Source organism: Pseudomonas sp. PDM13 (assembly GCF_025685765.1).
GTDB classification, from domain to species: Bacteria; Pseudomonadota; Gammaproteobacteria; order Pseudomonadales; family Pseudomonadaceae; genus Metapseudomonas; species Metapseudomonas solani.
The window spans coordinates 143263-156341 of the sequence record NZ_JAOTQU010000005.1 but is presented as its reverse complement, the minus strand read 5'-3'; the positions used below and the strand labels follow the sequence as shown (position 1 = coordinate 156341).

Below are 13079 nucleotides of genomic sequence, written 5' to 3'. Positions count from 1 at the left end.
TGCCCAATGATTTTGCGGAGCTGGTGATGGCCGAACGTAAGGCATCCGTCGAACGCAACACCCTGGAGACCCAGATCAAGGTCTCGATCAACCTGGATGGCACTGGCAAGGCGCGCTTCGATATCGGCGTGCCCTTCCTCGAGCACATGCTCGACCAGATCGCCCGCCATGGGCTGATCGACCTGGACATCGAGTGCAAGGGTGATCTGCATATCGACGACCACCACACCGTCGAAGACGTCGGTATCACCCTCGGCCAGGCCTTCACCCAGGCCATTGGCGACAAGAAAGGCATCGTCCGCTACGGCCACTCCTATGTGCCGCTGGACGAAGCGCTGTCGCGCGTGGTGATCGACTTCTCCGGCCGCCCCGGCCTGCAGATGCACGTGCCCTTCACCCGTGCCACGGTCGGTGGCTTCGACGTCGACCTGTTCCAGGAGTTCTTCCAGGGCTTCGTCAACCACGCCCTGGTGTCCATGCACATCGATAACCTGCGTGGCCACAACACCCACCACCAGATCGAGACCGTGTTCAAGGCCTTCGGCCGCGCGCTGCGCATGGCCGTTGAGCTCGACCCGCGCATGGCCGGCCAGATGCCCTCCACCAAGGGCGTGCTCTGATGCAGACCGTTGCTGTCATCGATTACGGCATGGGCAACCTGCACTCGGTCGCCAAGGCGCTGGAACACGTCGGCGCCGGCCGGGTAATGGTTACCAGCGACGCCGACGTCATCCGTGAGGCCGACCGCGTGGTCTTCCCCGGTGTCGGCGCCATCCGTGACTGCATGGCCGAGATCCGCCGCCTGGGCTTCGACGAGCTGGTGCGTGAAGTGAGCAAGGACCGCCCGTTCCTCGGCATCTGCGTCGGCATGCAGGCGCTGCTGGAGCACAGCGAGGAGAACGGCGGTGTCGACTGCATCGGTCTGTTCCCCGGCAAGGTGCGTTTCTTCGGCAAGGGCATGGTGGAAGACGGCGAGCTGCTGAAGGTGCCGCACATGGGCTGGAACGAGGTGGCCCGCACCCTCGACCACCCGCTCTGGCACAACATCCCCGACCAGGGCCGCTTCTACTTCGTGCACAGCTATTACATCGAGGCGGGCAACCCGCGCCAGGTCGCCGGTCGCGGCCACTACGGCAAGGATTTCGCCGCCGCGCTGGCCGATGGCTCGCGCTTCGCCGTGCAGTTCCACCCGGAGAAGAGCCACACCAATGGCCTGCAGCTGCTGCAGAACTTCGCCGCCTGGGATGGGCGCTGGTAAGCCATGAGCCGCGCCAAGAAGGCCCCCGTGCTGCAACTCGATGCCGCCCAGACGCAGGACGCCGTGCTGGCGATCAAGCAGTTCATGGCTGAACGCTTCGAGCTGGAGCTGGGTTCTTTCGAGGCCGAGGAAGTGCTGGATTTCTTCGCCCGGGAATTCGCCCCGAGTTTCTACAACAAGGCGATCTTCGATGTGCAGGCGCACCTGAAAGACAGGTTCGAAAGCATCGAGAGCGATTTGTGGGCGCTCGAAAAAGGTAGCTGAAAGCGACAGGCAGCCAAGCTGCAAGAGACACGAATGCGCCTGCTTGCAGCTTGAGGCTCGCAACTTGTCGCTCTTTTTGACGTTAGGAAAAAAGACATGTTGATTATCCCCGCTATCGATCTGAAGGACGGCGCCTGCGTGCGCCTGCGCCAGGGCCGCATGGAAGATTCCACGGTGTTCTCCGACGACCCGGTGAGCATGGCCGCCAAGTGGGTGGACGGCGGTTGCCGCCGCCTGCACCTGGTGGACCTCAATGGCGCCTTCGAAGGCCAGCCGGTGAACGGCGAGGTGGTCACCGCCATCGCCAAGCGCTACCCGGGCCTGCCGATCCAGATCGGTGGCGGCATCCGCTCCCTGGAAACCATCGAGCACTACGTCAAGGCCGGCGTCAGCTACGTGATCATCGGCACCAAGGCGGTGAAGCAGCCGGAGTTCGTCACCGAGGCGTGCAAGGCCTTCCCGGGCAAGGTCATCGTCGGCCTGGACGCCAAGGACGGTTTCGTCGCCACCGACGGCTGGGCTGAAGTCAGCACCGTGCAGGCCGTGGACCTGGCCCGTCGCTTCGAAGCCGACGGCGTTTCCGCCATCGTCTACACCGACATCGCCAAGGACGGGATGATGCAGGGCTGCAACGTCGAGGCCACCGCGGCCCTGGCCGCCGCCAGCCGCATTCCGGTGATCGCCTCCGGCGGCATCCACAACCTGGGTGACATCGAGAAGCTGCTGGCGGCCAAGGCCCCCGGCATCATCGGCGCCATCACCGGCCGTGCCATCTACGAAGGCACCCTGGACGTCGCCGAGGCCCAGGCCTTCTGCGATGCAGTGGCAAGCGGCAAGCCATAAGCGACAAGTAACGGCGCTGCTGGCACTGGCTCGCTCCTGAAGCTTGCCGCTTGCCGCTTGCAGCCTGCAGCTGTTTTTCGGAGAAAAAGCATGGCCCTGGCTAAACGCATCATCCCCTGCCTCGACGTGGACAACGGCCGCGTGGTGAAGGGCGTGAAGTTCGAGAACATCCGCGACGCCGGTGACCCGGTGGAGATTGCCCGTCGCTACGACGAGCAGGGCGCGGACGAGATCACCTTCCTCGACATCACCGCCAGCGTCGATGGCCGTGACACCACCCTGCACACGGTGGAACGCATGGCCAGCCAGGTGTTCATCCCCCTGACCGTGGGCGGTGGCGTGCGCACCGTGCAGGACATCCGCAACCTGCTCAATGCCGGTGCGGACAAGGTTTCGATCAACACCGCCGCGGTGTTCAACCCGGAGTTCGTCGGCGAAGCCGCCGCGCGCTTCGGCTCCCAGTGCATCGTGGTCGCCATCGACGCGAAGAAGGTTTCCGCGCCTGGGGAAACGCCGCGCTGGGAAATTTTCACCCACGGCGGGCGCAAGCCCACCGGCCTGGATGCCGTGGCCTGGTCGAAGAAAATGGAAGACCTGGGCGCTGGCGAGATTCTGCTCACCAGCATGGACCAGGACGGCGTGAAGAGCGGCTATGACCTCGGCGTCACCCGTGCAATCAGCGAAACCGTGGGCATTCCGGTGATCGCCTCCGGTGGCGTGGGCAATCTGGAGCACCTGGCGGCCGGCATCCTCGAAGGCAAGGCCGACGCGGTGCTGGCGGCGAGCATCTTCCATTTCGGCGAGTTCACCGTCCCGGAAGCCAAGGCTTATCTCGCCAGTCGCGGCATTGTCGTGCGCTGAGCACGATTCTTGCCTTTAATTGAGCTTCGGCTGCAACCGTGATCCGGTTCGCAGCCTGGGCGGCTGACGTCGTTACCCTGTACCCACGGGGACCGACTCAGCGGTTTTTCCCATCCCTCCTTACAAGGTAGTTGTATATGTCGAAACGCCTCCTGCTCGCTTTGGCGGGCACTCTCATGGTGCTGGCCGGATTCGCCCGCGCCGACGTGGATGAGAATTACTCGGTGGTGCTGCTGACGGAGAATTTCCCGCCCTACAACATGGCGATCAATGGAAAGAACTTCGCTCAGGAAGACAACGTCGACGGCATCGCCGTGGACGTGGTCAAGGAAATGTTCAAGCGCGCGGGCATCAAGTACAACCTGACCCTGCGCTTCCCCTGGGACCGCATCTACAAGCTGGCGATGGAGAAGCCCGACTACGGCATCTTCGTCACCGCCCGCCTGCCCGAGCGTGAACAGTCCTTCAAGTGGGTCGGCCCCATCGGCCCGGACGACTGGGTCCTGCTCGCCCGTGGCGACAGCACCATCAGCCTCTCCAGCCTGGAGCAGGCCAAGCAGTACAAGGTCGGCGCCTACAAGGGCGACGCCATCTCCCAGGCCCTGGCCGAGAAGGGCATCGAGGCTTCTACCTCCCTGCGCGACCAGGAAAACGCCAAGAAGCTGGAGAAGGGCCAGATCGACCTCTGGGCCACCGGTGACCCCGCTGGCCGCTACCTGGCCAAGCAGGAAGGCGTTTCCGGCCTGAAGACCGTGCTGCGCTTCAACAAGGCCGAGCTGTTCCTGGCGCTGAACAAGGAGACCCCCGACGAGGTGGTCAAGCGTCTGCAGGACGCACTGGACAAGATGCGCGCCGAGGGCGTGGTCGACCAGATCCTCAACAGCTACCTGTGACACCCAGCGACCGGCCAAGAGCCGGTCGCTTGCCATTGGAAGGCAGGACGAGTGGTGCCGTACGTCCGTGGGCTTGCTTGCCCATGCAGGGAAGTCGCTAGCCATAACCACAAATTCAAGCGAGCGGATGACAATGCATAAACTGATGAGAAGCGCCCTGACCCTGGGCCTGATGTTCCTGGCCTTCGGGGCCCGCGCCGAGCTCCCGGCCGACTACAAGGTCGTGCTGCTGACCGAGAACTTCCCGCCCTTCAACATGGCGGTGGACGATAAGAACTTCGCCCGCGACGACGGCATCGACGGCATCAGCACCGATATCGTCCGCGAGATGTTCAAGCGTGCGGGCATCCAGTACACCCTGACCCTGCGCTTCCCCTGGGACCGGCTCTACCGCCTGACCCTGGACAAGCCCAACTACGGCCTGTTCTCCACCACCTTCACTCCCGAACGCCAGCCGCTGTTCAAGTGGGTCGGCCCCGTCGCCAAGACCGGCTGGGTGCTGCTCGCCGCGCCGGGCAACAACATCAGCCTCAAGGACCTGAAGAGCGCCGGCCAATACCGCATCGGTGCCTACAAGAACGATGCTGTCAGCCAGTACCTGGAAAGCCAGGGTCTGTCCCCGCAGAACGCCCTGCGTGACCAGGAAAACGTGAAGAAGCTGATCAAGGGCCAGATCGACCTCTGGGCCGCCACCGACCCGGTCGGCCGCTACCTGGCCAAGCAGGAAGGCGTCACCGGCCTGCAGACCGTGCTGCGCTTCAACGATGCCGAGCTGTACCTGGCCTTCAACAAGGACACCCCGGACGAAGTGATCGAGCGCCTGCAGAAGGCCCTCGACCAGATGCGCGCCGAAGGCTTCGTCGAAGAAGTGACCAAGAACTACCTGTAATCCCGCCTGCCGCTACCCACCCCGCTGGGTGGGTAGCGCTTGCACCGTTCTGGTGCGCTTAGCGCTACGCTCCGGGCCTCGCCATCTGCGCGGGCCGCCTTCCCACGAAATGAACGTTCCGACACAGGCCGATCGGCGGATTTGGCTATGCCTGCGTTAAGTGTCGTTAGAGCAATTGAGCCCAGCTGATTGCCGAGTTCTGATGATGCTTTTGGTTTCGCCCACCCGGGCGAGTCCCTTTTAACAATCGTCGGAATGCCGAACCACTTAAAAGGAACCAAAAGGGCTTGCCCCTGCATACGGGTCTGGCTTCGCCAGACTTCCCTCGCTCCATCATCGTTCCAGGGGCACGCCGCGAAGGGCCATCCCTGGCCCATCGCGGCTCTCGCGACATCCATGTCGCTCATCCCCCTCCACGACGATTCGCTCGGCCTTCTGAAAGGGGCGTTTGGCGGCTGCTGCAACTTTCTTCGCCAACGCATCACCACGTGGTGCGCACGGACTTTCGTAGGATGGCGTAGAGCGAAGCGAAACCCATGCGGCGGATGTGGCAGAAACCCTTGGGCGCACGGAAAGGACCATGCTTGAGCGCTTGCTTTAAAACCACAGCAGCTAGCACAGCCAGAACCGTGGATTCCGTCGTGCGCGTCAGTCCAGGCGGTAGCTGTGGATGCGCGGGTCCGGATTGGCGTCGTACCAGTCGCCTTCGGCCCAGAACACCCGGTCGGTGCGCGGGTCCAGCCCCTGCACGCCGAGGTAGCCCTCGATGGCCAGGCGGCTCCAGCTGTGGCCCCAGTCCCGGGAATAGAACACGGCGTTGGCGGAGATGGTCGCCGGGTCGCCGTCGCTGGTGGGGTAGAGCCAGAGGGGGACGCGGTAGCTGCTGTCGACGTTGGCCACCAACACCCCCTTGCCGATTTCCAGGCCGCGCAGGCCGGTGCCGGAGGGCAGCGGCCAGAACGGGCTGGGCAGGTTGCCATGGGGCTGCCAGGCAAGGGTCTGCGGGTCCAGCTCGGCAACCTGGGTGGCCTCGTCCCCTTCGCGCTGGATCACCGCGATCACGCGTTTCTCGTCGTTGCTCACCAGCTCGTCCAGATGCAGGCCGAACTCCCGCTCCAGCGGACCCCTCCGCCACTGGCCGCCTTCCCGTACCAGACGGGCTTTGCTGGTGACGAATACCGGCGTGGTCAGGTACTTGCCGCCAGGCTCGCCATAAAGGAAGGACTGGGAGACCCAGATCGCCGCATGCTGGTCGTCGAATTGGCGGATGTGGCTGGTGATGCGGCCGTACTCGCCGTTGTAGTCGCCCCAGTTGACGCCGTCCGGCGCCCGGCTGCGGATGTCCGCGAGGCGGAGCAGCAGGTCGTCGCTGGCGATGATCGCCTCGCGGGTCGTGCCCCGGTCGGGCGAGTAGTAGAGGCCGCCGCGCAGGTCTTCGGGCTCGCCATAGGTGCTGCTGCTCTGCGGCAGGCTGGCCCAGGCCCAGACCTGCTGGCTATCGAAGAAGTAGGGGTCGAGCGCCCAGGCCAGGCTGTTGGCGTCCGCCAGCAAGCCTTGTTCGAGGGGCGCCCAGCTGGCGCCCTGGTCGTCACTGCGCAGGATCACCGTCTGCTGGACGTCCGTCTGCTGCGCGCCCTGGGGGCGGTTGACGCCGGTCAGCAGGTACAGGATGGCGCCATCGGGCGTCGCCACCAGGCAGGCGGTGTCGCCGAGGCTGGCGACCTGGACGAACTCGCCGTTGGCGTCCAGGCGCGACAGGTAGCTGGTTTGCGGGTCGCTGGAGAAGCCGCCACCGAAGAGGCCGCTGAAGCCCGAGGGCTCGTCGTCAGTCTGTTCGGCGGCGCTGCCACGGATCAGTGCATCGAGGTCGATGCCGGGCTGGTCCGCGGTCTTCTCGGCGCGATCCATGCGGCCGACCAGCCAGGTGTTCTTCGGTGTCGCCAGTACGCCGGTGCAGTATTGCTGCCGGGCCCGTTGCTCGATGCGGCTGGTTGTACCCAGCACTTCCTCGCCCGGGCTGGCGCCGCCGAGTTCCAGCTTGGCGCTGACGATGATCCAGATGAAGCCGATGGGCACCACCGCGGCGGTGACGAACGCCAGGATGACGAGGGCCTTGATCAGGGGTTCGCGGCGGGGCATGGCACGGCATCCTTGCGGGAGAAGCGCTGAAGCCTAAAGACTCGGCGGCGGCTTGCCCAGGCGCGATGCCGGGGAACATGCGCTGGCGCACGCCGGCTCAGCGATAGACCCCGGCCTTGCCGTGGGCGGCCATGGCGCGGTTGCTGCGTAGGGCGATCATCTGCGGCACCCCGATCAGTTCGAACCCCTGTGCCTTCAGGCGCGGCAGCTCGCGTTCGAGCAGCGCCAGGGTGACGGGGTGCGGGTGGCCGATCATCACCGCCGAGCCCTGCTTGCGAGCGAGCTTCAGGGCTGCCGCGAACTGGGCGGCGACGGCATCGGGGTGCATGTCGTCGTCGAGGAAAATGTCCCGCGAGAGGCTGGCCAGGCCGATCTTCTGCGCTTCGGCGGCGGCAACGGTGGCGGCACTGGTGCGGCTGTCGACGAAGAAGCGGTGGTCGCCCTGCAGGCGGTGCATCAGCCAGGCCATGGCCTGGGGCTGGGCGGTCATGCGGCTGCCCATGTGGTTGTTCAGGCCCTGGGCGTGGGGCACCACGCGCAAGGCGGCGTCCAGGCGGCGCTGCAGCTCGTCCACCGGCATGCCCGGGTGCCAGGCGAAGGGGCCGCCGGCCGGGTCCATGGGCAGGTGCAGCATCACCGTCTTGCCGGCGGCGTGTGCGGTATTGGCCAGCTGGGTGGCGTGGGGCGCGTCGGGGATGATCGACAGGGCCACCGGGCCGGGCAGGGCGAGCACGCGGCGATCGCGTTCGGGCGTTTGGCCGAGGTCGTCGATCACCAGGCTAAGGCGAGGGTGCTGGCGGCTATCGAGCGGGGTTGCCGGGGCAGGGGAAACGGTCGTTGCGGGCTTGTCGGCCTTGGCGGGCGGGAGTGCCGGGACTGCCACCGGGGCAGTGGTGACGCTGGGCGTGGCGCTGGCCGGTTGCTCGGGGCCGAGCCTGATAGGGCCGGGCTGGATGGGTTGCGGCTGGGCGGGCGCCGCCTGCTCCGGCGCCAAGAGGGGCAGCCGGGGCAGGGGCGGGAGGGGTTCGCGGGCCTGGGTTGCCGACGCGCCAAGCAGCAGCGTCAGCAGCCAGGCTCCCCGGCTCACCTCAATCCCCGCGGGTGACGTTCAGGCCCTTGAGCAGGTTCAGCGCCTGGCTCAGCTGGTAGTCGTCGTCCTGCGGGCGGGCCTGTGCGGACTTGGCCTTGCCGGAACTGGGTTTGTCCGCACCGCCGTTGCCGTTGCCCAGGTGGCCGGCGAGGTCGGCTTCCTTGAAGTTCTCGCTGTCCTGCTCGCGGGTGACCTTGGCGCGGGCCACTTCCACGTCCGGGACGATGCCCTGGGCCTGGATGGAGCGGCCGTTGGGGGTGAAGTACAGCGCGGTGGTGAGCTTCAGGGCGCGGTCGTTGTTCAGCGGCAGCACGGTTTGCACCGAGCCCTTGCCGAAGCTGTCGGTGCCCATCAGCACGCCACGCTTGTGGTCCTGCAGGGCGCCGGCGACGATCTCGGCCGCCGAGGCGCTGCCGCCGTTGATCAGCACCACCAGCGGTACGCCTTCGCTGGCGTCGGCCGGGTCGGCGGAGAAGCGCAGCTCGGAGTTGGCGATACGGCCCTTGGTGTAGACGATCAGGCCCTTGGTGAGGAAGTGGTCGGCCACTTCCACCGCGGACTGCAGCACGCCGCCGGGGTTGTTGCGCAGGTCGAGGACCAGGCCGGCGAGCTTCTTGTCGCTGTTTTCCTTGCGCAGCTTGGCCAGCGCCTTGCCCACTTCCTCGCCGGTGTTGACCTGGAACTGGGTAATGCGGATGTAGCCGTAGTTCTTGTCCAGCAGCTGGCTCTTCACGCTCTTGACCTTGATCACGGCGCGCTTGAGCTCGACGTCGAAGGGCTGGCCGCCCTCGCGTACCAGGGTCAGGACGATGGGGCTGCCGGCCTTGCCGCGCATCTTGTCCACGGCTTCCATCATCGACAAGCCCTTGGTGGGCTGGCCGTCGATCTTGACGATCAGGTCGCCCGGCTGGATGCCGGCCTTGGAAGCGGGGGTGTCGTCGATGGGCGAGACCACCTTGATGAAACCGTCTTCGGTGCCCACTTCGATGCCGAGGCCGCCGAACTCGCCGCTGGTGCTTTCCTGCAGCTCCTGGAAGGCCTCGGGCTCCAGGTACGCGGAGTGCGGGTCGAGGTTGCTGAGCATGCCCTTGATGGCGTTCTCCAGCAGGGTCTTGTCGTCCACCGGCTCGACGTAGGCGGATTTGATCCGGTCCAGCACCTCGGCGAAGGTGCGCAGCTCGTCCAGGGGCAGCGGTGCCTTGCCGTTCGCCATCGGCGCCTGGGCGGGTGCCGTTGCCGCTGGTTCCTGGGCGGCGTTGGCGAACGAGGCGCCACCGATCAGTGCCAGAGCCATGGCCAGGGAGGTAAGGCGGGACAGATGCGACATGCGAATCAACTCCTACTGGATGAAGTGGCGCTTATCCTTGCGCTCGGCACCATTGCGCGGGGTCGCTGGGGCGGCCCTGCTGGCGAATGGCGAAATACAACGCGGGCGTGTCCTGCCCGCCACTGGTGCCGACGGTGGCGATGGATTCCCCCGCCTTGACGATGTCGCCGGCATTTTTCAACAGGCTCTGGTTGTGTCCGTACAGGCTGAGGAAGCCGTTGCCGTGGTCGAGGATGACCAGCAACCCGGCTCCGCGCAACCAGTCGGCGAATACCACGCGCCCCCCATGTACGGCACGCACCTGGCTGCCTGCGCTGGCGCCGATGAGCACGCCATCCCACTTAGTTCGTGCGTCTTCGCCGCGAGGAGTTCCAAATCTTGCAACGAGACGGCCGTCGACCGGCCAGGGCAGCTTGCCCCGGGCGCTGGCGAAAGGGCCGCCGTAGTTGCCCCCGGTGCTTGAAACCAGGGGCCCAGAGATGGATTTGGCGGCGGCCGGGGAGCGCTTGAGCTCGTCTTCCTGGCGCTGCCGTTCGGCCAGCTCGCGCTTGTGCGCTTCCTCGGCTTCGCGGGCCTGGCGGGCGAGGGTTTCCTCGATGGTCTTGAGCACCTTGCCGAGGTCGGCCTGCTCCTGCTGGCGTGCCTTGAGCTTCTGGTCGCGGTCGGTTACGTCCTTGTTGAGCTTGGCCAAGGCCAGCTGGCGCTCCTTGCGCAGGCCGGCGAGCTGCTCGCGACGGCCATCCAGGGCGCTTTTCTGCTCGATGAGCGCTGCCTGCTGGGTGGCCATGTCGCGCTCGACGTTGGCCAGCTGGCGCAGGGTCTCGTTGAAGGCGTCGAGCTGTTCCAGGCGCGCCTTGCTGAGGTAGTCGTAGTAGGTGAGGGTGCGGGCGAATTTCTCGGGGTGCTGCTGGTTGAGCAGCAGCTTGAGGTATTCCTGCTGGCCGCTCTGGTAGGCCGCGCGGGCCTGGATGCCGATCAGCCGTTGCTGTTCAAGACGCGCGCCCTGAAGTTTTTTTTTCTCCTGGTCCAGGCGCTTGACCTCGCCTTCGCCCTTGTCGAGCTCCTGCTGCAGGTCCTTGACCTGTTTTTCCAGCTGGCCCATGTCGGACTCGGTCTTCTTCAGATCCTGCTGCACGCTGCTCTTTTCCTGCTGCAGCTGCTGCAGGAGCTTCTTCAGCTCGGCGACGTCCTTGGCGGCCTGATCCAGCTGCTGCTGGGTCTGCGCGCGCTCGTCGGCGATGGCCGGGGTGAGCAGGCAGGCAAGGAGGAAGAGGGCGAGGACGCGAAACATGGGGAGGTGCGGCACCAGGGAGGAGGACCGGCCTAGTATGCCCGTCGCGCTCGGCAAAAAAAACGCCCCGAAGCCTGAGCTTTGGGGCGTTCGACACGAAACCGCTGCGCCGGTGGTCGGCGCGCGGCTCATTTCAGCTCGACGATGGTCTTGCCGGTCATCTCGGCCGGCACCGGCAGGCCCATCAGGGTCAGCAGGGTCGGCGCCACGTCGGCGAGCACGCCGCCTTCGCGCAGGCTCACCTGGCGCTTGCCGTAATAGATGAAGGGCACCGGCTCACAGGTGTGCGCGGTGTGCGCCTGGCCGGTCATTTCGTCTTCCATCTGCTCGACGTTGCCGTGGTCGGCGGTGATCAGCGCTTCACCGCCGACCTTATCGAGGGCCGTGGTGATGCGGCCGAGGCAGCTGTCCAGGCACTCGACGGCCTTGACCGCGGCCTCGAACACGCCGGTGTGGCCGACCATGTCGCCGTTGGCGTAGTTCACGATGATCACGTCGTAGCGCAGGTTCTCGATGGCGTCGACGATGCGGTCGGTGACCTCGGGGGCGCTCATTTCCGGTTGCAGGTCGTAGGTGGCGACCTTGGGCGACGGGATGAGGATGCGTTCTTCGCCTTCGAAGGGCTCTTCGCGGCCGCCGGAGAAGAAGAAGGTCACGTGGGCGTACTTCTCGGTCTCGGCGATGCGCAGCTGGGTCTTGCCGTTGGCGGCCAGGTATTCGCCCAGCACGTTGTTCAGCGATTCGGGCTTGTAGGCGCTGGGCGCGGGGATGCTGGCGGCGTACTGGGTGAGCATCACGTAGCCGGCGAGGGCGATCTCGCGCTGGCGCGGGAATTCCTTGAAGCCGGGCTCGACGAAGGCGCGGGACAGCTCGCGGGCGCGGTCGGCGCGGAAGTTCATGAAGATCACCGCGTCGCCATCTTCCACAGGGGCGGCGTCGCCGATGCGGGTGGCCTTGACGAACTCGTCGCTCTCACCACGCTCGTAGGCGGCGGCCAGGCCTTCGGCGGCGCTGGCGGCGGTGAACTCGGCACGGCCTTCGGTGATGAGGTTGTAGGCGGCTTCGACGCGGTCCCAGCGGTTGTCGCGGTCCATGGCGAAGTAGCGGCCGATCAGGCTGGCGATGCGGCCCTTGCCGAGGCGGGCGAAGGCGTCGTCGAGCAGCTTGATGGACGGCTCGGCGCTCTTCGGCGGGGTGTCGCGGCCGTCGAGGAAGGCGTGCAGGTAGATCTTCTCGGCACCGCGCTGGGCGGCCAGTTCGGCCATGGCGACCAGGTGGTCCTGGTGGCTGTGCACGCCGCCGTCGGAGAGCAGGCCCATGAAGTGCACGGCCTTGCCGGCGGCTACGGCCTTGTCCACGGCTGCGGCGATCACCGGGTTGGTGAAGAACTCGCCATCGCGGATGGCCTTGGTGACGCGGGTGAAGTCCTGGTACACCACGCGGCCGGCGCCGAGGTTCATGTGGCCGACCTCGGAGTTGCCCATCTGCCCGTCGGGCAGGCCCACGTCCATGCCGCTGCCGGAGATCAAGCCGTGGGGCTGGGTGGCCAGCAGGCGGTCGTACACCGGTTTGGTGGCGGCGTAGATGGCGTTGTATTCGGGACTGTCGCTGTGACCGAAGCCGTCCAGGATGATCAGAACCAGGGGTTTGGGCGTGGCTGTCATAAGTCCGACTCGCATGGCACAAGAAGATCAAAAAGGGAGCGGCATTTTACGTACAAGTTCCTTGTACGTCACCGCCGTGCGGGGTTTGGTGGACCTGTGGTGCTGTGTATACTGGCCGGCATTTTACCGTCCCGGGACCCGTCGATGTTCGCCCACCTGATTGAATTTGCCACTAACCACTATGTGCTGAGCGCATCCTTCGTCGTCCTGCTGGTGCTGCTGATCGCCCACGAACTGCGTCGTGGTGGCCGCAGCATCAGCACCCGCGAGCTCACCGCGCTGGTCAACGGTGGCCAGGGCATCGTCCTCGACGTGCGCAGCAACAAGGATTTCGCCGCCGGTCGTATCGTCGACTCGCTGAACATCCCCTACGAAAAGCTGGCTGCTCGCCTTGCGGAGCTGGATAAGCATAAGGACAAGACCATCATAGTGGTCGACACCATGGGCCAGCACGCTGGCACTGTCTGCCGTGACCTGCAAAAAGCCGGTTTCACCGCCCTCAAGCTGTCTGGCGGCATCGGCAGCTGGCGCGGCGAAAACCTGCCGTTGGTGAAGTGAAT

Annotated in this window: 13 protein-coding genes; 8 read left to right on the top strand and 5 right to left on the bottom strand. The window is 65.7% G+C overall.

Going from position 1 to position 13079, the window contains the following annotated elements; translation table 11 throughout:
* The first annotated feature begins 26 nt into the window (after nt 1-26).
* The 7 genes from hisB to OEJ36_RS07490 all read left to right on the top strand — a co-directional run bounded on the left by hisB (nt 27) and on the right by OEJ36_RS07490 (nt 5008).
* A complete protein-coding gene (gene hisB, locus OEJ36_RS07520; protein ID WP_021218663.1) occupies nt 27-620 on the top strand; it encodes an imidazoleglycerol-phosphate dehydratase HisB in 594 nt (197 codons plus the stop codon).
* Nucleotides 620-1258 (top strand): imidazole glycerol phosphate synthase subunit HisH, encoded by a 639-nt coding sequence (gene hisH, locus OEJ36_RS07515; RefSeq protein WP_184489738.1) that lies wholly within the window; start codon nt 620-622, stop codon nt 1256-1258. Before hisB ends, hisH begins: the two co-directional genes overlap by 1 nt.
* Before the next feature lie 3 nt (nt 1259-1261).
* A complete protein-coding gene (locus tag OEJ36_RS07510) occupies nt 1262-1522 on the top strand; it encodes a DUF2164 domain-containing protein (RefSeq protein ID WP_043240538.1) in 261 nt (86 codons plus the stop codon).
* 96 nt (nt 1523-1618) lie between these two features.
* The gene (gene hisA / locus OEJ36_RS07505) at nt 1619-2365 is read left to right on the top strand and encodes a 1-(5-phosphoribosyl)-5-[(5-phosphoribosylamino)methylideneamino]imidazole-4-carboxamide isomerase (RefSeq protein WP_021218666.1); all 747 of its coding nucleotides are present in this window, start codon (nt 1619-1621) and stop codon (nt 2363-2365) included.
* A gap of 90 nt (nt 2366-2455) precedes the next feature.
* Nucleotides 2456-3226, top strand: coding sequence for an imidazole glycerol phosphate synthase subunit HisF (gene hisF, locus OEJ36_RS07500; protein ID WP_021218667.1), 771 nt, complete (start codon nt 2456-2458; stop codon nt 3224-3226).
* 137 nt (nt 3227-3363) lie between these two features.
* Nucleotides 3364-4119: a substrate-binding periplasmic protein gene (locus OEJ36_RS07495; RefSeq protein WP_021218668.1), complete on the top strand. Its 756-nt coding sequence runs from the start codon at nt 3364-3366 to the stop codon at nt 4117-4119.
* 133 nt (nt 4120-4252) lie between these two features.
* On the top strand, nt 4253-5008 hold the full coding sequence (locus OEJ36_RS07490; RefSeq protein ID WP_031287441.1) for a substrate-binding periplasmic protein: 756 nt from the start codon (nt 4253-4255) through the stop codon (nt 5006-5008).
* 648 nt (nt 5009-5656) lie between these two features.
* Here the strand turns inward: OEJ36_RS07490 and OEJ36_RS07485 are convergent.
* From OEJ36_RS07485 to gpmI, 5 genes are all read right to left on the bottom strand, one after another.
* Nucleotides 5657-7147 (bottom strand): hypothetical protein, encoded by a 1491-nt coding sequence (locus OEJ36_RS07485; RefSeq protein WP_263400960.1) that lies wholly within the window; start codon nt 7145-7147, stop codon nt 5657-5659.
* Between the two features lie 97 nt (nt 7148-7244).
* Nucleotides 7245-7925, bottom strand: coding sequence for a divergent polysaccharide deacetylase family protein (locus tag OEJ36_RS07480; protein ID WP_263401058.1), 681 nt, complete (start codon nt 7923-7925; stop codon nt 7245-7247).
* A gap of 310 nt (nt 7926-8235) precedes the next feature.
* The gene (locus OEJ36_RS07475) at nt 8236-9564 is read right to left on the bottom strand and encodes a S41 family peptidase (RefSeq protein WP_263400959.1); all 1329 of its coding nucleotides are present in this window, start codon (nt 9562-9564) and stop codon (nt 8236-8238) included.
* 31 nt (nt 9565-9595) lie between these two features.
* Nucleotides 9596-10855 (bottom strand): murein hydrolase activator EnvC family protein, encoded by a 1260-nt coding sequence (locus OEJ36_RS07470; RefSeq protein WP_263400958.1) that lies wholly within the window; start codon nt 10853-10855, stop codon nt 9596-9598.
* Nucleotides 10856-10983: 128 nt separating this feature from the next.
* Nucleotides 10984-12519, bottom strand: coding sequence for a 2,3-bisphosphoglycerate-independent phosphoglycerate mutase (gene gpmI, locus OEJ36_RS07465; protein ID WP_263400957.1), 1536 nt, complete (start codon nt 12517-12519; stop codon nt 10984-10986).
* Nucleotides 12520-12663: 144 nt separating this feature from the next.
* On the opposite strand from gpmI, the gene OEJ36_RS07460 reads away from it, so the two are divergent.
* Nucleotides 12664-13077: a rhodanese-like domain-containing protein gene (locus OEJ36_RS07460; protein WP_021218675.1), complete on the top strand. Its 414-nt coding sequence runs from the start codon at nt 12664-12666 to the stop codon at nt 13075-13077.
* Nucleotides 13078-13079 lie beyond the last annotated feature (2 nt).